The organism is Saprospiraceae bacterium, assembly GCA_016717265.1.
In the GTDB taxonomy this organism is placed as follows: domain Bacteria; phylum Bacteroidota; class Bacteroidia; order Chitinophagales; family Saprospiraceae; genus Vicinibacter.
On the sequence record JADKFX010000001.1, the window covers coordinates 558,448 to 578,644 of the forward strand.

Below are 20,197 nucleotides of genomic sequence, written 5' to 3' on the forward strand. Positions count from 1 at the left end.
AGATATAGAAACCAAATTTACATAAATTCCTTCAACAATTAATCAGGATCTTGTACTTGTCATCACTTTCAGATTTCATTCCCTATAAATAAAGTGATGGTGATGACAAATAGGAGATTAGAAACAACCATAAACCTTACTCAGCCTGGATATCCCTGCTTATCTCTATGCCATTATGTTATCAATATTTTAAAGTAAGTCATTCAAACAAATACCAATGAACACCATATCAGAAATACAAGTCAGTTATCATCCTAAAAGCTCTGATAAACCGCAGATTAAAACCAGTCAGGATGCTTATGAATTAATAAAACCTTTGTACAACGAGGATACACTGCAATACAAAGAGATATTCATGGTGCTTTATCTCAACAGATCAAATAGAGTTTTGGGTTATCATGAACACTCAATAGGATCAGATACGGGAACTGTTGTAAGTCCTAAACAGATCATTGGAATTGCTTTAAAAGTAAATGCTAGTAGTTTAATTCTGGTCCATAATCATCCAAGTGGAAGTACTAAACCTAGTTCTGCTGATATTGAAATTACCAAGAGAATTAAAGAAGCTGCTGGATTATTTGAGATCCAGGTATTGGACCATTTGATAATTGGTGATGGGTTTTATTCTATGGCAGATTATGGGATTTTTTGAATTAAAGGTAGTTACAGATCTTTGTTTTGTATATAAATTAAAGAATAGTTATTTCTGGTAAATTTCCTGGTTGCCATTTAATTTGAAGTCTTACAATTTTGGATATACCATTTTTAGTATAGTATTTAAATTTAAGAATTGTTGTTCCACTTTTTATATCTACCATGCCTCTAATTGGTAGGATTACAGGTGCGCATAAAGACGCCCATGTATATTTCACATTCATTCTGATTATATCAAGATATACCGTTTGATGAGGAAAAATATCACGTAATGAATTATTTTCAATGTGTGTCCAGGAATGGGGAGCAGGGATGAAATTGCTTCTTAAAGTGTCATTATCTTTAACTTCTAAAATATCAAATTCCACTTGTTCTGCAATATTGTTACTATCATTCTCTATAACAAGACGAAAGTTAATAAAGCTATTTTGCTCGGTCTGAAGAACATTTTTAAACTTCAATTTGGGTTTCCATAATTTACGTTTTAACTTATCTCCAAATAATGCAACCATAACTGCTGCAAAGGATGCTATGCCAGAAAACCATTGAGCAAAATTACCCCAATCAATTGATAATGGACAAAACATAGAATTTGGTTTTAAATGTTATAGTAGCCTGAAGATATGTCATAGTGTAGAATTTCTGCAATTAATTTTTAATTAATTTTCATCAATAAAAAATGGAACTGAAATTTGAAGACCCACCAAATGCTACATCAAGGATTTTAGAAAAGCTAGAGCGTATTGAGAGACTGTTACTTGGTAATCTTGACAAACATAAGATAGATTCAGATGAACCATTAACCATAACTGAAGCTGCTGAATTTTTGGGTTTATCAAAACAAACTATTTATGGGTTTACTAGTAGAAATTTAATCCCTTATTCTAAACCTGGTAAGAGAATTTATTTTTTGAAGTCTGATTTACTCAATTACTTAAAGCAGGGAAGGAGAAAATCTCAGAGGGAAATTAATATTGAGGCAGAGAATTATTTGGTCCAGAAAAAAAGAAAGTCTAAATAGTTCTTGCTTTTTAACCATAATCTATCAATTTTGAAGTAAAAATCATACATGAGCTAATTTGCAATTAAAAAAAGAACTTAAGGAGAATTCCAGTTTGACCTGAAATCTGGAAATGACCATGTAATGTTAATCAATGAGGATTTTGGTTCAAAAGTAGTTTGACAATATGGAATTTGTTCAGCAAAGAGTAACCCTTTAAAAGTCTATCTATAAGTGCTAATAACGTCTGTAAATGGAAAGGTTGACCTTAGGTTAAAGATTTAAATAGACAGATTATTGTTAATTTTCAAATGCACCATGATGAATCTGGATGGAACAAAAAACAGGAATCTGTAAAGTAAAATGTTCCAGAGGCAATGAAAATGGGAGAGTTTTTGCCCAAGAGAGTTGAAATGTCAACACTTTCACTTTATACTCTTATATCATAATCTTTAAATGACGGCAAATACATAGGTTAGCTTTCCAAACGCCTGCAAAAAACAAACTCAATATTATTTGCTTTTACCAGCCTGGCTCAAGTTTGGAAAGGAGCCAAAATGGCCAACTTTCTGGAATTCAATATTTCAATTTCAATAATCACATTCCAAGGTTCAATAAAGTTGGCAATTATCAGGCTTATAAACCATTATGTTATCCATATTCAGGAGTAAGACCTGAAACTGTTTATTAATATTTAATTTAGACAGTATTCTAATTAGTTGATTATCTAGATTTTAAGCTTCTATTGTGCCTTAACAAAGATCGTTCTGCAAGAAAAGATCGCGCCTTGTAGAGTTTCTAAATGCATTTTAGAGGGTGTTTTAAAGGGATAATTTAAGTAACTTTTTTCTTCTTAGATTGTTGGTTTATAAGGTTTTAGGAATTCTAGTTTTGCATTAGTCTTTAAAGAGGATTTATGCAGTTTTGGAATGGGTAAGTGTCCTCAGATTTAGGATTGATTCCTTATAAAAAATGTGAGAGTGGGGAAATTTAAACTTTATAAACCTTCAGGGAACTTTTGCAGAAAATACCTGTTTTATCATATTATTAAAATATCTTATATTAGGTAACCTTTACTCACACTCTCATGAATGAAATTTGGCTTGTTTTAAATAACAGGGAAATAGCCATTGGAATCTGGTCCATACTTTTCTTAATCCTGTTTTTATTTTTTTCCAAATCAATAAGGAAATTTTTCGTAGAAGCCTTCAAGTTAATTACAAAAAAATCTCTGCTAATAGTTTTGTTCCTATTCTCAGCTTATATAAGTCTTGAAGTAATAATTTTAAAATCAATTGGTTTCTGGGAAATTTCTTTTATTAAAGATCTTATTTTCTGGGTTGTTTTTATTGCCCTGGGTTATTTGTTTAATTTCGAGAAGTTTAAAAACGTCTCTTATTTTAAACAAACCATTAAAGAAAATCTAAAAATTATCTTAATCATTGAATATATATGCAATTCATTTGTCTTTAGTCTTAGCACGGAAATGTTAATATTCCCTATAATGTGTTTTTTAGGATTAATGCTAGGCATTTTAGAATCTAATCTGGATGAAATCAACAAATTTAATGTGGGTACAAATTTTAAAATTAAGAAAGGACTATACTTGCTACTTAATTTATACATTATTACTATTGTTATTTACTCTCTTGTTACAATGCTTTTAAACCTAAATGATGTCTTCACATACAGTAATTTAAAATTGTTTGCGTTGCCAATTATTTTAACAATTATGTTTTTGCCTTTCATCTACTTACTTCTAATCAAAGAAACTTATCATGAATTGTTCTTGAGAATTGATCTATTTATTGAAGATAAATGGCAAGCAAGGCAAATTAAAGCATATATTGTTAAAGAAGTCAAGTTGAGTTTAAACAAGTTAATCACTCTAAATAAAAGAATAAACTATGTTAAGCTAATTGAGCTTTCCGACAGGAAAAAATATATTTCAAAATTAATCCCTTAAAACATCTTTACAAATGAAATTAAAAGTTATCTGTGATACCAATATTTGGTATGATTTAGTTGCTGGAAGTGTTTCTCTAGATAAAAATAGATTTGAATATTTTGCTACCGGAACCAATATTGGTGATTTAATAGTGTCAGATAAATTGAATGGTAATCCTGGTGAAGTTCAACTAATAAAGGATGCAATTAAAGCAATAGAACAATATTCTGATGGATTCATTTATGATGATCCTTACATGTTTGCCGCGATTAGTTTATTTGGAGTATCAAATGATATAAGTGAATCTCAACAATATCAAAATGCTTTTGCTACTTTATTAAGTTATGCTAAAGATGAAATTCCAGGATTTTATGGTAATGGATTAGAAGAATTACAAAACCGTAAATTAGATTTTAAAAAACATACACTTGATGCAAGAATGCAATTTGAACAATTAGCAGCTTCTCAAGGGAAGACTTTAACTGAAATCCAACCTATTATTGAGAGCAACATTGCGACTTGGTTAATAGATAATTTAAATATATTATGTGAAACAAATAAAAGACATTATGAAATTATTAAATGGAATTCAGTAACCGTTTTTATTAAAACGTTCAAAAAGTTTTTTCTGGACATGAACCCTCACCAGGAAGCTAATGCAAATACAATGATTGATTTACTACAATTGCTTTATATAGATTTAAATAATCCAATGATATTTTGGACCAATGAAAATAAGATAAATAATAAAGTTAGGAATCAATTTGGTGTTGATTCAAATAGGATTTTGTATCAAGACTATTTAGAGATGAATTAATTTCTTAACATAAAACAAATCACCCTTTTAATTTTTATTTCTATCCATGTAATTAAATTCAGAGTAATGCCTAGATTGAAGCAAATTATCGCAAGTATTAGTAATTTTATTTTTAAAATGTTTAAAAATTCACAAACTAGGAAAATTGATTTTGAGAAATTGGATAATGCTGATTTTATTGCCTATAAATCTTTAAAAAGCAATAGGATAATAGCACGTTGTACAATTGGTGCACTATTAATTTCAATATTTACACTTTTTTATACAAGGATGGATATTGAAAATTCAAATAATACAATGACTAGAATACTTAATCTGGCTGATACAACAGCCAGAGCCGCTAAAAAATCGGCGGAATTTTCTGAAAAATCTTCAATAATAGCAGAACGCGCCCTAATGCAATCAGATAAACAATTCATTAATCTTAATCGTAGTGCTTTAATTTATCATTCAGCTTCTATTGAAAATGAAGGTATAAATGTTTATTTATCAATTCTTGGAAAGAAAGACATTAAAATAAATAAAATAGATTACTCTATTCAATTCCTTCCAAGAGAAAGTGCATTTAAATTTAACAATAATGCACAACTGAATTCACTGTATAATACAAATGTACCAACAGTAGATTATAACGATTTAGATAAATTGGAAGGCGGTGGAATTACATTTAAATTCTATAATTATCCGCCAACAGAAAAATTATTGTGGAATAATGTAGACAGCGTATATTTATTGAATTCTAAGATTGAATATGTGAATTTCATAACAAATAAAAAGTGTATATATAAACTTGCAATACTATGTGAGTATAGCTCAAAGTTAGGAAATCAATGTGAACTAATTTTAGAAAAATAATTTGGTGCTTAAAAAAGAAGAGGTCAATAAAATTATTTAATGTAAATTCCATTATATATGAAATTTAAACTCAAGTAATTTAGAATGCTAACCATAAGCGTATCCTATCCATTTGTTCCCTAATATGTTCATCTGTACAACTTGCATCATGCAAATAATCAAAGAAAGCTTCTAAAACATTTTCTTTTGTTAAAATATTATCTTCAATCATTCTATTAATTTCCTGAGATTTCTTCTCATCAAGAGGATGACTATTAAAAATTAGATCAGTTTCTCCAAAGCATCTTGGAATAAGTTCTTTTAAGTCTAATAAATTATTCATACTTAGTTTTTATTAATCAATAGTTTAAGTTTAGCATTAAATTATATCATTCAAAATTAACAAAATTAATCTCCTTCATTATCCTATCTGTTTCTGATAAAGCAACAATTTAAATACTCTAAATCTCATGAGGTAAAATAAAATTACCAGAACTATTTATATGTTTAATGTGTATATTTTTCTTTTGTGGTTCAGTGAGATACAATTTTATTTTATCAACTTGGTCTTCTGAGTTTTGGTCAACAGTTTGATATCTAATTTTTAAACCTTGTTTCAATTTTGAAAATAGCAGTTTATCAATTGAATAATTATATGGAGGAAAAGAATATCCAATAATTATTAATGTATTTGTATTTCCCATAATTTCTAATGCCCGTTCAACTGCTATTTGGGAATAATCATTTCCATCTTTATATTCCCATGCAAAATTGATTAAAAAGTCAATTTTAACTGAATCAATTAAGGTTGGATTAAAAGCAATAATAGCATTCTTCAATCTTTTTTCAAAGTTTGCCTTTTTAAATACATTAGAAGGTGAATTAATCGTGTCAATTTTATTTGAATTAGGTTTATAATTAACATGATTCCCAGAGTGTCCATTTAATTTAATGTGTCTTATAAATTGAATATCTTTTTTAATTTCATCAATAGGCTTTTTATTAGGAAGAATTCCATATTGATTCTGAATATTTTCTATGGCAAGAGTGGAAGAATTAAAATTTGATAAGGTGAGTTCCATTTGATTATCATAATTCCAAAAGAGCAAACTAATATTATCTGGTAACATTGGAAATTGATCTGTTTTAAGAAGAATTGCAGAGAAAAATACATCATACCTCTGATCTAAATTTAGTCTCTTCTCATATTTGAATATTTGCACATACTCTATATAAAAGGAAATTAGGCATTTTAATAATTTTAATAATGCTAAAGATTCATCAGTATTCTGTAAATATAATTTTCTTGCAAAAGTATCAACAGAATAATGAATATATACTTCATCATAAATAATTTTGATCGATTGTAATAGGTTTTCTTCAATATCAATTGGGGGAGATGTAAAATTTATATTAGAAGGTGTTTGTATAAAGTACAAATCTATAAATTGTCTAAACGCAATTGTAAAACTTCCTTGTTCTCTAGTATATGTAGGAATAGCGTTAGCACTAGCACCAGCTCCAAATAAGTATGTTACGTTTTCCATCTAGATTATCATTCAAAATTAATCAAATCAATTTCATTCATTATCCTATCAGTCTCACTAAGAGCAACAATGATCTTCTGATAATGCAAAATATCTTCATAGGATAATGTTCTTCCTTTCCTATCCTTTAACCATTTTTGAGCTGGTTGATAACCTCCTATGTAAAACTCCCAGGATACTTGAGGAACTTTATCAAAGTATTGACTTTCATTTATCCAGACTTTGTTATTCTCGTATTTAATTTTATCAACTTGATTATTTCCATCAATAGGGTATGAGGTAATATACTTTTCAACTATTGGACTTTCCAATAAATGAATTTTTCTTAGTTCACCTCCTAGTTTTACAAGGTTCCAAAATGTATCTTGATCTTTGGGATATGGTACTCTGGGAAAATCTATTTTAAGGAATTCTTTATACTTTTCTCTGTATGATGGTGAATGTAAAACAGCATAGAGGTAATCTAATATGTCAATTGGTGCAAATGTATTTTTGGCTGTTTCTTTTTCGTTGATAAAAGTTAAACCCAATTTCTCTTCTATTTGCTTTACTATTTCAGTGTTTAGGTTTGGAGTTCTTTCCGCACTTTCTTTAATAGACTGTTGTCCGTTTTTATCAGAGTATAAATATAGTGGAAAAAACTTACAGTTATCCAAAGATGAAACTCCATCCTTATCAACCAATTCATTTGCAATAAAATAATTGTTGATATTATTGGTTCGTGTATTTCTTATTGCAAGCAATGAAATATTTTCTTTGATGCAATTTTTACTCAAAGGGCTTCTCGGATAAGCCATAAACCCTTTACTTCTTCCTGTGAAATAAGATATTCTAATATCAAATGGATGATATAGAACATTTACTATTTCCCCATCCTTTTTGGCTATATCCTTTCTGGCAAAATCAATAGTCCAGTCTCGTCCATCTTCAGGCAAATCGTATTTGGTTTTTATTTCTTGGTTTGATAAATCAATAATATTTTTAAGAATATTACTTAAGATCTCTTTCGTAAAACTATAAACCAAGGCATCTCTTTTTGTTTGTATTCCAGTATTGTTATTTAAATATATTTGATCTATTTTAAAACCTTTTTCATAATTCAATATTTCATCAAAATTTTTAGGTACAAGGAATAAATTTGGTTTTGTGTACTCTAACCTCTTCCACTGAATTGACTTAAATGTGTTTTCATTTAAAGTCTTGTATTTATATTCTCTTATTCCTTGTAAGTCACTATGAATCACTTGTCCTAATTCATTTTTTTTCTTTTTACCTGTCTTAACAAAAATATTAATTGAAACACCTTGCATTATATCAAATACATTTTGGTCAGGTGAGCCATCAGAACAAGTTTCTTTTCTCTTGGCATTTCCATGTAAATCCAGTATGTAAATTTTATCAAAGCTTTCCAATAAATGCTTTCTCATTTGGCGGTGAGTGATTCCATCAATAAAACTATTATTAGAAATATAAGCTAAGATCCCACTTCCATTTTTATCAATATAATGTTGTCCATATCTTATAAATTTGATGTAATCATCATCTAAATTGATTTTACGTTCATTTAAATCTTTCTTATAATCAGCAATAAGATTCTGAATCCATTCTCCTTTATTAGTGCTACTTACAGCGTACGGAGGATTACCCAATACAACCATTACTGGCGTATCTCTTTTTATAGAATTAGCTTCATTTGATTCTGAACTTAACCAGGAAGCAAATAATGTTCCTGTATCTGGATGGTGTTCTTCTAAAGAGTTTGTTAGAAAAACTTTAAGTCGTTGGTCCTTTGTGGGTTTATATCCTGTTTCAGTTAATAGTAAATCCAGTTTTAAATGTGCCATTGCATAACTAGCCATTAATATTTCAAACCCATTTAATCTTGGAATTAAATGATCATCAACATATCTGGACCAAATACCTTGTTGTCCTTCAAACTTTTTATAGATGTGTTTGATGATCTCAGCTAAGAATGTTCCTGTGCCAGTAGCAGGATCTAAGATTTGAACTTTATGAACTTCTACTTCTTGTGTTTCTTGCTTTTTCTTATTGCTCTGAACATTTACTTTGATCTTTGTTTTAGATGTATCAGCTAATCCTTCCTTTAAACCAAATTCATCTTTTAATATATCATCTACAGCTCTTACAATAAAATTTACTACGGGTTGCGGTGTATACCAAACACCTCTGGACTTTCTTAATTTAGGATCATATTCTGCTAAGAAGGTTTCATAAAAATGGATAATAGGATCTTGTTGCCTTGTTGGTTTTCCAAAGTCTTTCAATAAAGCAGCTACATTAGTCGCTCTGAAAATATCAGCTAAAGCATCGACTATCCATTTTATTCTTTCATCAAGATCATATCCTGCTATATACTGAAATAGCTTTCTAAGAAAAGGATTGGACTTTGGAATAAGGTTCGCAGCTTCTACTCTTGAAAAATTATCCAGACTTGAATCATGTAATCTAGCGGCAAACATTCCATAAGCTATTGTTTGAGCATAAACATCAGCAAACTGTTTAGGTGTAATATCATGGATCAGCACCTGTTTAAATGCTAATAACTGGTCCCTGAGAGAACTATTAGCTTCTCTGAATAATCCTTCAGATTCACCTTCATCCTGGTTTAAAGCATTCTCAATTACATTGGCAAGCAACCTGGCTTTTGATGCCATCATTTTTGCAAGCTTCTCAGAGGAAGTAATTGATTGAGTTACTGTATGACTAAAATCCCTTAAGAGATCCTGGAATTCTTGAAACTTGGCAGGATTACTTATTAGTTTTTGATTAGAAATTTCAGCTATAGATATTCCAGAAACTTTGTTCCCATCCTTGTAAAACCAGAAATCAATGTAATTGGTGATGATCAAGTTTGAAAGAGAGCTAGTGTATCTTTCAAATTGCTCTTTATAGTTCTTGTTGCTTAAATCATAGCCTAGGTCTTTAGCCTCAATATATCCTATAGGTATAGAATTCTTTGTTAGAATATAATCCGGTGCTCCACAAGCTATCCTTGATGGTTCATTTGTGATAAAGACATCTGGCAATAAAGTCTCTAAATAGTGCTGTAAATCACCTCTATAGCTATGTTCTGTTGATATTCCTGTTTTAAATCTGGAATTAAGCTTTTCTAAGTACTGGTCTATGGTCATCTGTAGGGCTAATATAGGAAAAACTGTTTAGTGATAAAGGTATTTAATGTTGATTTCTTTTATAGGTTTATTTACAGCAAAGGGAATTGGCTTTGCCTACTGAAACTACATTCCTGGCTTATAGGAGAAAATGTAAAATTGAACATTGTCATCACTTTGGGATTTACACCCTATAAGATAGTTAAGAGTGATGACAAATGGGTGAGAAATAGACATATTATAATAATTTATAACATGATAATTTTCCCTTTTACCTTTTTAAAATATAGTATATTTGGAGGCTTTAAAATCCAACCAATGAAAGTCTTAATCTTCTTCCTGTTATTCCTGTTTTCAGGAAATACTGACCAGGAGTATCATTTAATCTGCACTGGAAAATATTCTAAATCCTATCATAAAGACTATGATAAACCAAGTCAATACTGCAGAGGATTAAAAGATTGTAGAGCAGAGATACAACGATTACCTGTTGATGAAGCAAAGAGATTAAGACCTGATCCTTGTGATTACTGTTTTGTTCATTGATATTTATATCAAATCATGATTGTCTTTAAATATTATTGGATCATAAATAAATCTCATTATTTTTGATCAGTTAATTTTATTGTAAATTTTAATGAAGGATTATTATTATATACTAGGTGTTCCTAAAGATGCGACTAAGGATGATATTAAAACAGCTTATCGTAAGCTTTCATTAAAATTTCATCCTGATAAAAACCCAGGAGATGCATATTTTGAAGAAAGATTTAAGGATATACTTGAGGCTTATGAATATTTGATGAAGTTAAAGGGAGATCAATCTTCATATTCTAAGAAAACTGAGGAAATACCAGATCCAGTGATATTAACCTTTAAGTGTTCAAAATCTGAAATTGAAGGAGGGGAAGAGTTTGAATTAGAATGGGAAACAAAATACTGCGTTGAAGTTAATATTAAACCGTTGGGTAGTGTTCCTACAAATGGAAATAAAATCTATAGATTGAATAACCTTAACCAAAAAAAGGATATTCGTTTAGAATTAATAGGAAGAAATACTTTGGGTAAGATAGCAACTAAATATATTATTCTTAAAAATAAGACAATTTATGATATTGAAAAAGTAACATTAGAAAATTTAAATAAAGGAAAAACTTCTGCATTAAAGTTATTCATTTTAGGTTTATCTGTTTTAGTCATTTGTTTCTTAGGTGCTTATGTTTATAGCCAAATGACAAAAGATAATTCAACGGTCACCAGGAAGGCAAGTAATCCCGGCGACCTTGAATCTTTGTATAATGAGATAGCATTATTGGATAGCAGTTTTGTCGAAGCATATACCAAAGAAGAATTTGTAATAAAATTTTCTATTGAAAATAATTTAAAAAAACTGTATGATGTGCTAATAGATAAGTATCCAGATCTTATTAGTAAATACGGTGATAAAGAGCATTTTATTGAAATCCTTAAAAACAGCAATTTAAAGTTGGAAGCTAAAAGTATAAATTCTGAAAAAATCCTTGATAGTGGCAAGAATCCAATAAATAAAAGCTATTTCTTCTCACCATACATTCACCATCTTTATAAACCCATTCAATATGAATCTGATTCAAGTGGATACTATATAATGGACGTTAGCAATACAAATACAGATTCTTGGGGACCTCTAAAAGGAGATACGTGCTATTTTAAGTATGTTAAATATGAAGAATTTCATCATAATAAAATTAAGTATAGAATATTATTCTTTGATAATTCGCTTGCAAGTGTCAATACTAATCAAAACTCAACAAATTTACAACTTGAGCAAATCCAATGTCATGCGTGCATTGGTTACTTATCTTTAATTAGGCTTAAATATGTTTCAAACAGATGGAGTTTGGATGAAGTTAGTAAAGTTTGTAAATGTGGCCACGATGATTTTGGGATGGCTAGCATTCCAAAAATAAATTCAATTGAAGAGTTTTATTTTTTAACTAACGAGGGAAGTGCAGGGGGGCAAGGTTGCTTCAATTCTTGGTTAGATATTTGTAATCCATTAGATTTTACAAAATTTATGCATTTTAGTTTACCAAGTTGCGAAATTGAAAATCCTGATATTAACACGAATGATTATCAATTTGAAATTGTGAATAAAGTTTTAAACATCACTTATATAGATGCAAAAACTAACAAGAAGAAATATATATCATTAAAGAATCTGTATTATGAATAATATGCAGAAAAATTCAATTGCAGATAATTACTTGCAGTGATAACTTGATTAATTCTGAGTAAGCTGCTTTATCCTATTTTCAAGCAACCGGATTTTATCCTCATAAAGCTTTTTAATATCATTAAAATCAGCATTGATTATTATAGCACCATTGTTACTTCCTTCAACATTATTAAAGCTATTAAAATATCTTTGTTCATCAAACCTGACTAAGCCTTCAACGCTTACTCCTAAAATTTTGGCAATTTCTACCATTTTAGAATAAGTAATATCTGTTTGACCTGTTTCAATCTTGCTGTAGCTGCAAAATCCGGTGTAATTGACCACCTCTCGCCGCTCCAAATTGACCACCTAAATGTGGCTCCAAAGAATCACCAAAACTGCTGGCAAAGATTTCATTATTCCTAACTTGTTAAGGTCGTTAAACAAAAGTACTATTTTCAATTAAAATCAGTCATTAATTCTTCCATTCTTTTCTCCTTTTTACGAAGTGATTCTCCTTTGAGTTCTAATCGATGTGCTTCATGAATGATTCTATCCATAATTGCATCTGCTACAGTTTGCTCACCGATGATATCATGCCACTTGTTTACTGGAATTTGTGAGGTAATTATTAATGACCCTTTTCCATGTCGGTCCTCTATGATCTCCATCATAGCAGCTCGATTCAAATTATCTAAAGGCTGCAAACCAAAGTCATCGAGAATCAGCAAGTCTACTCTTTCTATTTTAGAGACATCCCTGATATAAGATCCATCTGCTTTTGCCATTTTCAATCTTGCAAATAATTTAGTAGCATTAAAATAGGCCACCTTATAACCCATGCTGCAAGCATGATAACCTAATGCTGATGCCAGATAACTTTTACCAATTCCTGTACTTCCAGTAATCAATATATTTTCAAAGTTATCAATAAAGGTACATTGTACAAGACGATGAATTTGATTCTTATCCAGGTTTCTGTCTTTGCCATAATAAACATCTTCCACTGCAGCTTTGTATCGGAATCTTGCGTTCTGAACTTTTTTAAGTATGCTTCTATTATGTCGTTCATCCCATTCGGATTGTATGAGCTGAGCAACCATTTCATCCGGAGTAAGCTGTTCAGATTTTCCGGAATCAAGACTTAGCTTAAAGGCATTATACATGCCATTGAACTTCATCTGTCGCATAAGATCTAATGTGTTTTGGTTCATTTTTTAAATTGTTTTAATGGTGATTAAATAATTTTATTGGTAATAGTCGTTTCCTCGTATGTTATCATGCAATGGCATTTGCAACTGCTCCGCATCTGGTTCATTGTATTTATCTAATCCAGTCTTGAGTATTTGTTCTATGATTCCATAATTGTAAATGCCATAAGCTAATGCGCGTTGACAAGCTTTTATCAAGCGATCATTACCTACTCTTTTTGTAAAACTCAAAACACCAAGACATGATTTGTATGCTTGTTCGGGATGAGATTTATTCATAAATATTTTATGAATAAACAAACCAACATCTTCATGAATACTATGAGCCCACTCTCGGAATCGATCCGGATTCCATTCTGCTACAAAGCGATGTGTTGAAGCCAAATGATCTTTATCTGTAGTGTATGCACGTGGAGCCTTTGACCGGTTGTGAATGGCTATTCGCTCATGTTCATAATAGATTTCAACACTTTGGCGTGTGTATAAAAATGTAATTTTCTTTCCAATATAATTATAAGGCACGCTATATAAATGCTTATCCTCACTTAGATAAGCATGACCATTTTTACCAACAGTAGCATAATGCGTTTTTTTAAATTCATATTTGCGACCAGGCAATGCTGACATGAACTGTCTTTCTATTTCTTCATATTGTTGACGACGACTTTAGTCACGACCTGTTAAGAATGCATTGTTTAATTCTTCCAATGCCTTTCTTATGGCTTCATTAAGTTCTTGTAAACTGTAAAAAGTTTGATCGTGAAGTTTGCTGTAGATCCGTTGATAAACTATTTTGACAGCATTTTCTACATGTGCTTTATCTCTGGGCTTATATGCTCTTGCAGGTAATACGGTAAATCCATAATGTTCCGCAAAATCTTCAAACAATTCATTCACTGTTGGTTCGTACTTGCTACTTTTAATTACCGCTGATTTTAAATTATCCGGAACAACTGCAGCAGGAACTCCTCCATAATAATGAAGTGCTCCTTCACATCCTGCAATGAAGTCTTCTTTTTTCTTACTAGCTACAGCTTCAACATAAGTTAATTGACTTGCACCAAGAATGCTGACAAATACTTCAACAGCACACAATTCTCCAGTTTGTAAATCCGTATAATGCAATTTATCTCCTGTAAAATCAACATACATCTTATCTCCGGCTTTATGCTCAATGTGCATAGTCGGATTTATCTGCATCTTCCACAACTTGAAGTAATGATTAAATTGACTTCGTTTAAAGCCATCTGGATTAACCTTGTGGTAATCTTCCCACAACAGCTGCCTGGTCATTCCTTTGCGTTTAAGCTGTTTTTCATAGTTAGGCAATAAATTGAAAAGTTCTTTCTGCTTTTCATTTAAAGGCTTCTCAGCGGGCTTTATAAAAATCTGCTCTAAATCTTTATCAGACAATTCATCAAGTTGTGAATAACTCAATTCACTTTCTTCAAAAAGTCTGATGTAAGTTTTTAAAGTATTGCGAGAAACGCCTCCATGCATTGCAATTTGTAATTTGCTTCGCCCCTGAGAATACAATCGTAGTATATATCTTATTTTGCTCATGTCGATTCGATAATTTGCCATAAGCTTATTAGTTTTGATTGCTCAAAACTTAATCGTTTATGGCTCCTTTACAACAGGATCAAAAATCTTATTTGCAGGTGGTCAATTTGGACCGGACAGCACTGGTCAATTTAGACCGGATTGAGGTGGTCAATTTGCGCCGGATTGGGGTGGTCAGTTTAAACCGGACAGGGGTGGTCAATTATGCCGGATTTTCCAGGTAAACTTCCTTTCTTTGTCCTTCTTGTGTTACCCTAACTTTTAATGGACCCAAGCCCATTCTGTCCTTTTTTGATCTGTTAATAATGATTCTAACTTTTGCCATTATAATTTTAATTAAACTAATTGCCTCCTTTTTTGCCACCTTTTTTGGCGACTAAAAGCAATTATAGATAAACTAAAATGAACACATGATGTTTAAAATAATATATAATTATTTAACAATGTGTTTATTAATGTTCAAAGTTGTTTAGGTGAGTTTAAAGGTTCGAGCCCAGGTGGGACCACCAATAAATAGCTAGTTACTTCTTGATTAATTAAAAACAATTTGCTTTGTAATTACTTTATGGTCTCCTTCAATTCGCAGTATAAATAATCCTGTACCAAATTTAGATTTTTGCAATTCAAGTTTCTGCGTAGATAACTGCTTCTTTGAATAAACAAGTTGTCCTAATGAATTAAATAACTGTAGCCGAATTTCTTTTGGCAAATTATTTTCATAAAATTGAACTTTCATGGATTCATTTGCCGGATTTGGATAAATCTGAATTTTAAATGCATCTTGATTATTAGATTTTGTATTCACAAGTACCGAACTTTGAAAAAATTCCCAAAATAATTTGGGTCCATCAATTGGGCTGTTTGTACCATTTGGAAATTCATGCGTCATCCCTTTCACTAAAGTAAAAATATACGGTTTGCTTAGTTCTCCACTAGCGCTTTCTGTAAATTTATAAGTATGCGTTATTGGCGTTTCTATTTTTGTAAAAATTTGTGTTAAACCTTGACAAACTATGGCAGCATTTAATGGTCTGTTTAAATATGATAAAATCGTATCCCCACCAAATGGAACCTCAGTTCTTGGTGGTGAAAAATATCGATCATCTAAGTTTCCAAGCATCACCCATATTGGAATTCGCCTTAGTGGTTTTGAAGAATCTGCCGGACTCAAAAAAGCACTTGTTCCTGCTACTGCAGCAAACACATCACCAGCGTCAACTGCCATCTTATGGATCATAGCACTTCCATTTGAAAATCCACAAGCAAAAATCTGGGTTTTGTTTACTGGAAAAGTATCAGAAATGCGACCAGCCAAAAGTTTTAAAAATTTAATATCATCAATATAATCTTGCGGCGGACCTGCACAAGGGTTCTCTGTAACATTTCCATTCACCCAGCGTGTATTATGTTTTTCGATTCCGTCTTCTACAAAACACCAGGATAATGAAGATGGAAATACAGTAATAAAATTTTCTGCCTGTCCCAATTCTTTCCATCCGGAAATATTATAAAATTTCTCACCATCGCCACTGGTGCCATGCAGCATAAATACCACTGGATATCCACCAACTGGAGGTGCAGTGCTCGGTTTCACAATAATACATTCTCTTACATGGCCATCCAGCATAAACTGAATGTCATAGCGTTGTTGACTTTGTAAATCAATTAAAAAAATGAGTAAAAGTCCAATTGTAAAAAATCCTTTCATATACTATCCGTTTTGTTGCACAAATATAGAATCTTTTTATCCTTGCTAAGTTCACCCATGGAGGTGATTTTAAAATTTTTACACTCCTATCAAAACTAGTATTAATTTAAACTGATCAGAAAACTATTCTTAAATTCCAATCTCTATGGGATCAACATAGCTTTACGTCAATGCAAATCTCAAAAATTGAATTCCATAGCTTCTGCTTGCTGACCTTTATACTGCCTTGCTAAATTTATAAAATCATTTTCCTAAATTCAATTTTTAATCGACTAAAATTTTCTTCGTTTTTATCAAATATAAATTTCTTTAGCTTGCTGCATTCGATAGCTGAATTAAAAGCATTTCCAAACAATGGACTTATAATCAGCGGGTTTCTTGTTCGAGCCTATGTGGTTCCACAAAATAATAGCTAGTTTCTTCTTGATTAATTAAAAACAATTTGCTTTGTAATTACTTTATGGTCTCCTTCAATTCGCAGTATAAATAATCCTGTACCAAATTTAGATTTTTGCAATTCAAGTTTCTGCGTAGATAACTGCTTCTTTGAATAAACAAGTTGTCCTAATGAATTAAATAACTGTAGCTGAATTTCTTTTGGCAAATTATTTTCATAAAATTGAACTTTCATGGATTCATTTGCCGGATTTGGATAAATCTGAATTGTAAATGCATCTTGATTATTAGATTTTGTATTCACAAGTACCGAACTTTGAAAAAATTCCCAAAATAATTTGGGTCCATCAATTGGGCTGTTTGTACCATTTGGAAATTCATGCGTCATCCCTTTCACTAAAGTAAAAATATACGGTTTGCTTAGTTCTCCACTAGCGCTTTCTGTAAATTTATAAGTATGCGTTATTGGCGTTTCTATTTTTGTAAAAATTTGTGTTAAACCTTGACAAACTATGGCAGCATTTAATGGTCTGTTTAAATATGATAAAATCGTATCCCCACCAAATGGAACCTCAGTTCTTGGTGGTGTGAAATACCGATCATCTAAAGTACCAAGCATCACCCATATTGGAACTCGTTTAACTGGTTTTGAAGAATCTGCCGAAGTTAAAAAGGCACTTGTCCCTGCAACTGCTGCAAACACATCACCAGCGTCAATTGCTATCTTATGGATCATTGCACTACCATTTGAAAATCCACAAGCAAAAATCTGGGCTTTGTTTACTGGAAAAGTATCAGAAATTCGGTTTGCCAACAATTTTAAAAATTTAATATCGTCAACATAATTTTGAGGAGGACCTGAACAAGGATACTCAGTAACGTTTCCATTTACCCATCGTGTGCTATGTTCTTCTCTTCCATCATCAACAAAACACCAGGACAATGAAGAAGGAAATACAGTAATAAAATTTTCTGTCTGTCCTAATTCTTTCCATCCGGAAATATGATAATATTTCTCACCATCACCACTGGTGCCATGCAGCATAAATACAACCGGATAACCACCAACTGGAGGTGCAGTGCTCGGTTTCACAATAATACATTCTCTTACACGGCCATCAAGCATAAACTGAATGTCATAGCGTTCTTGACTTTGTAAATCAATTAATAAAATAAGTAAAAGTCCAAGTGTAAAAAATCCTTTCATATACTATCCGTTTTGTTGCACAAATATAGAATCCTTTTATGCCCGCTAAATTCACCCTTGGGGGTGATTTTAAAGTTCAGCAAATAAAGATAAATAATTAGAATTCAATTTATGAAGTTATAAGACAAACTGAACGCTCCGATACAAATGATAATTGAAGATTAAATTCAGTAGATAGGTTATAATAACTTTCCAATCTATTTATATTCTAACAAAATTAGAACCATTCATTAAATAAATCGCATTATAATAAGGTGGTTTGCTTAAAATCTTTTTTCTCAGGATAGTCTGTTGTAAAATGTAAACCCCGACTTTCTTTACGCATACTTGCAGATCGCGTAACTAAATATCCAATCGTAATTAAATTTCGAAGTTCACACAATGCCGCAGAAAGTGTTGTTGTATTATAAAGCTCCTCTGTTTCTGCAAATAATAAATGTAATCTGTTTAATGCACGGGTAATACGCACATTACTTCGCACAATACCAACATAATATGACATTACTTCTTTGAGCTCTTTGATACTTTGGGTAATTAGGACTAATTCTTTTGGATGTGCTGTACCTGCAGCATCCCATTCAGGAATTTCCAAATTAATTGTAATTGCATGAATACTTCTATCAATGTCAACAGCAATTCGATATCCAAAAACAGCGCCTTCCAATAATGAATTAGATGCTAACCGGTTGGCTCCATGTAATCCTGTGCAGGTGCATTCACCACAAGCATATAATTTTTGAATACTACTACGACCATATGCATCCACTTTAATACCTCCACACATATAATGACAGGCAGGTACCACAGGAATCATTTGTAACATTGGATCAATTCCTATGCTAATACATTTGCTATAAATTGTCGGAAAATGAAGTATAAAATCTTCTTTATTCAAATGTCGACAATCCAAACATACAAAATCTTCACCTCGGGCTTTTAATTCACTATCTATTGCACGAGCTACAATATCTCTGGGTGCTAAGGATTGTCGTTCATCATATTTATGCATAAATTCCTGGCCGTCTTTAGTTTTTAAAATACCACCAAAACCACGGACTGCTTCAGAAATTAGGAACGCTGGATTATCTCCGGTAGGATTATAGAGTGCCGTAGGATGAAATTGAACAAATTCCATATTTTCTACATGCCCCTTGGCACGATATAACATAGCAATGCCATCACCCGTTGCTATAATTGGATTTGTTGTAGTGCGATATATTTGTCCGGCACCTCCAGTTGCCAGTATGGTAATCTTTGCTAGGTGCGTTTCAACTTCCAGGTTTTGTAAATTCAGTAAATAGGCTCCATAACATTCAATGTCTTGCATAATACGCGTTACATTGTATCCTAAATGATGTTGCGTTATCACATCAATTGCATAATAATATTCAAGAATTTTAATGTTCGGAAATTCTTTGGTTTTCTCTAATAAAGCTCTTTCAATTTCTGCACCTGTTAAATCGCGGTAATGTAAAATCCGATGTTCTGAATGGCCTCCTTCTCGTGCCAAATCATACTCTGCGTCATTTTCTTTTTCCTTGTCAAAACGGGCTCCCCAATCAATCAATTCTTGCACTCGTTGCGGGCCCTCTTCCACAACTAATTTGACAATACTTTCATTTGACAAATCATCACCGGCATCCATGGTGTCCAGGATATGTTTTTGAAAATCATCTTTGATCCTGTCCCATACAGCAGCGATGCCACCTTGTGCATATCGCGTATTACTTTCTTCTTTATTGGTCTTACTCACAATTGTAATTGTAAGATCACTTCTTTTTTTAGCAATTTGAATCGCTGTAGTCAATCCTCCGATCCCTGTTCCAATTATTAATACATCCGATGTAAACACGATTCTTAATTTTATCTGGTGCAAAGGTAAGACAAAAACAAGAATAGATTTTCAGGCAGTTAGCAAGTAGCTATTTTAAAATATTTGAACCTTGGATGCTGTTTATAAACAAAATAGAAATAAAATTAAATA

General features: G+C 31.5%; 16 protein-coding genes and 1 pseudogene. 7 read left to right on the forward strand and 10 right to left on the reverse strand.

The genetic code is table 11. The features are described from left to right. The first annotated feature begins 217 nt into the window (after positions 1–217). On the forward strand, positions 218–652 hold the full coding sequence (locus IPO86_02200) for a DNA repair protein (GenBank protein MBK9726908.1): 435 nt from the start codon (positions 218–220) through the stop codon (positions 650–652). A gap of 37 nt (positions 653–689) precedes the next feature. Here IPO86_02200 and IPO86_02205 read toward each other — a convergent pair whose 3' ends face one another. Next, on the reverse strand, positions 690–1,241 hold the full coding sequence (locus IPO86_02205) for a hypothetical protein (GenBank protein MBK9726909.1): 552 nt from the start codon (positions 1,239–1,241) through the stop codon (positions 690–692). Between the two features lie 92 nt (positions 1,242–1,333). On the opposite strand from IPO86_02205, the gene IPO86_02210 reads away from it, so the two are divergent. The 4 genes from IPO86_02210 to IPO86_02225 all read left to right on the forward strand — a co-directional run bounded on the left by IPO86_02210 (position 1,334) and on the right by IPO86_02225 (position 5,274). After that, entirely contained in the window at positions 1,334–1,675 is a 342-nt protein-coding gene (locus IPO86_02210) for a helix-turn-helix domain-containing protein (GenBank protein ID MBK9726910.1), read from the forward strand. A 1,066-nt stretch (positions 1,676–2,741) separates the two neighbouring features. Then, on the forward strand, positions 2,742–3,620 hold the full coding sequence (locus IPO86_02215; protein ID MBK9726911.1) for a hypothetical protein: 879 nt from the start codon (positions 2,742–2,744) through the stop codon (positions 3,618–3,620). Between the two features lie 13 nt (positions 3,621–3,633). After that, a complete protein-coding gene (locus IPO86_02220; protein ID MBK9726912.1) occupies positions 3,634–4,419 on the forward strand; it encodes a hypothetical protein in 786 nt (261 codons plus the stop codon). A gap of 66 nt (positions 4,420–4,485) precedes the next feature. Next, positions 4,486–5,274: a hypothetical protein gene (locus IPO86_02225; GenBank protein MBK9726913.1), complete on the forward strand. Its 789-nt coding sequence runs from the start codon at positions 4,486–4,488 to the stop codon at positions 5,272–5,274. A gap of 79 nt (positions 5,275–5,353) precedes the next feature. On the opposite strand, the gene IPO86_02230 is transcribed toward IPO86_02225, so the two are convergent. The 3 genes from IPO86_02230 to IPO86_02240 form a co-directional block, all read right to left on the reverse strand. Next, complete coding sequence (locus tag IPO86_02230; GenBank protein MBK9726914.1) at positions 5,354–5,596, reverse strand: hypothetical protein; 243 nt, start codon at positions 5,594–5,596, stop codon at positions 5,354–5,356. Positions 5,597–5,714: 118 nt separating this feature from the next. Further along, complete coding sequence (locus tag IPO86_02235) at positions 5,715–6,800, reverse strand: hypothetical protein (GenBank protein ID MBK9726915.1); 1,086 nt, start codon at positions 6,798–6,800, stop codon at positions 5,715–5,717. Positions 6,801–6,808: 8 nt separating this feature from the next. After that, entirely contained in the window at positions 6,809–9,952 is a 3,144-nt protein-coding gene (locus tag IPO86_02240; GenBank protein MBK9726916.1) for an N-6 DNA methylase, read from the reverse strand. A 297-nt stretch (positions 9,953–10,249) separates the two neighbouring features. On the opposite strand from IPO86_02240, the gene IPO86_02245 reads away from it, so the two are divergent. Then, positions 10,250–10,477: a hypothetical protein gene (locus IPO86_02245; protein MBK9726917.1), complete on the forward strand. Its 228-nt coding sequence runs from the start codon at positions 10,250–10,252 to the stop codon at positions 10,475–10,477. Between the two features lie 91 nt (positions 10,478–10,568). Continuing rightward, positions 10,569–12,146, forward strand: coding sequence for a DnaJ domain-containing protein (locus IPO86_02250; protein MBK9726918.1), 1,578 nt, complete (start codon positions 10,569–10,571; stop codon positions 12,144–12,146). 48 nt (positions 12,147–12,194) lie between these two features. Here IPO86_02250 and IPO86_02255 read toward each other — a convergent pair whose 3' ends face one another. The 6 genes and pseudogenes from IPO86_02255 to nadB all read right to left on the reverse strand — a co-directional run bounded on the left by IPO86_02255 (position 12,195) and on the right by nadB (position 20,065). Continuing rightward, complete coding sequence (locus tag IPO86_02255; GenBank protein MBK9726919.1) at positions 12,195–12,401, reverse strand: hypothetical protein; 207 nt, start codon at positions 12,399–12,401, stop codon at positions 12,195–12,197. 185 nt (positions 12,402–12,586) lie between these two features. Beyond that, positions 12,587–13,342 (reverse strand): ATP-binding protein, encoded by a 756-nt coding sequence (locus IPO86_02260; protein ID MBK9726920.1) that lies wholly within the window; start codon positions 13,340–13,342, stop codon positions 12,587–12,589. A gap of 33 nt (positions 13,343–13,375) precedes the next feature. Continuing rightward, positions 13,376–14,923, reverse strand: a pseudogene (locus tag IPO86_02265) (IS21 family transposase). Positions 14,924–15,434: 511 nt separating this feature from the next. Beyond that, positions 15,435–16,610 (reverse strand): T9SS type A sorting domain-containing protein, encoded by a 1,176-nt coding sequence (locus IPO86_02270; GenBank protein MBK9726921.1) that lies wholly within the window; start codon positions 16,608–16,610, stop codon positions 15,435–15,437. Between the two features lie 427 nt (positions 16,611–17,037). Beyond that, on the reverse strand, positions 17,038–18,213 hold the full coding sequence (locus IPO86_02275) for a T9SS type A sorting domain-containing protein (GenBank protein ID MBK9726922.1): 1,176 nt from the start codon (positions 18,211–18,213) through the stop codon (positions 17,038–17,040). Between the two features lie 244 nt (positions 18,214–18,457). Beyond that, positions 18,458–20,065, reverse strand: a complete 1,608-nt coding sequence (gene nadB / locus IPO86_02280; GenBank protein MBK9726923.1) for an L-aspartate oxidase — start codon at positions 20,063–20,065, stop codon at positions 18,458–18,460. Positions 20,066–20,197: the final 132 nt, after the last annotated feature.

Coding starts and splice junctions, on each gene's coding strand:
- IPO86_02200 (MBK9726908.1), top strand. CDS start 218: ATGAACACCATATCAGAAATACAAGTCAGTTATCATCCTAAAAGCTCT.
- IPO86_02205 (MBK9726909.1), bottom strand. CDS start 1,241: ATGTTTTGTCCATTATCAATTGATTGGGGTAATTTTGCTCAATGGTTT.
- IPO86_02210 (MBK9726910.1), top strand. CDS start 1,334: ATGGAACTGAAATTTGAAGACCCACCAAATGCTACATCAAGGATTTTA.
- IPO86_02215 (MBK9726911.1), top strand. CDS start 2,742: ATGAATGAAATTTGGCTTGTTTTAAATAACAGGGAAATAGCCATTGGA.
- IPO86_02220 (MBK9726912.1), top strand. CDS start 3,634: ATGAAATTAAAAGTTATCTGTGATACCAATATTTGGTATGATTTAGTT.
- IPO86_02225 (MBK9726913.1), top strand. CDS start 4,486: ATGCCTAGATTGAAGCAAATTATCGCAAGTATTAGTAATTTTATTTTT.
- IPO86_02230 (MBK9726914.1), bottom strand. CDS start 5,596: ATGAATAATTTATTAGACTTAAAAGAACTTATTCCAAGATGCTTTGGA.
- IPO86_02235 (MBK9726915.1), bottom strand. CDS start 6,800: ATGGAAAACGTAACATACTTATTTGGAGCTGGTGCTAGTGCTAACGCT.
- IPO86_02240 (MBK9726916.1), bottom strand. CDS start 9,952: ATGACCATAGACCAGTACTTAGAAAAGCTTAATTCCAGATTTAAAACA.
- IPO86_02245 (MBK9726917.1), top strand. CDS start 10,250: ATGAAAGTCTTAATCTTCTTCCTGTTATTCCTGTTTTCAGGAAATACT.
- IPO86_02250 (MBK9726918.1), top strand. CDS start 10,569: ATGAAGGATTATTATTATATACTAGGTGTTCCTAAAGATGCGACTAAG.
- IPO86_02255 (MBK9726919.1), bottom strand. CDS start 12,401: ATGGTAGAAATTGCCAAAATTTTAGGAGTAAGCGTTGAAGGCTTAGTC.
- IPO86_02260 (MBK9726920.1), bottom strand. CDS start 13,342: ATGAACCAAAACACATTAGATCTTATGCGACAGATGAAGTTCAATGGC.
- IPO86_02270 (MBK9726921.1), bottom strand. CDS start 16,610: ATGAAAGGATTTTTTACAATTGGACTTTTACTCATTTTTTTAATTGAT.
- IPO86_02275 (MBK9726922.1), bottom strand. CDS start 18,213: ATGAAAGGATTTTTTACACTTGGACTTTTACTTATTTTATTAATTGAT.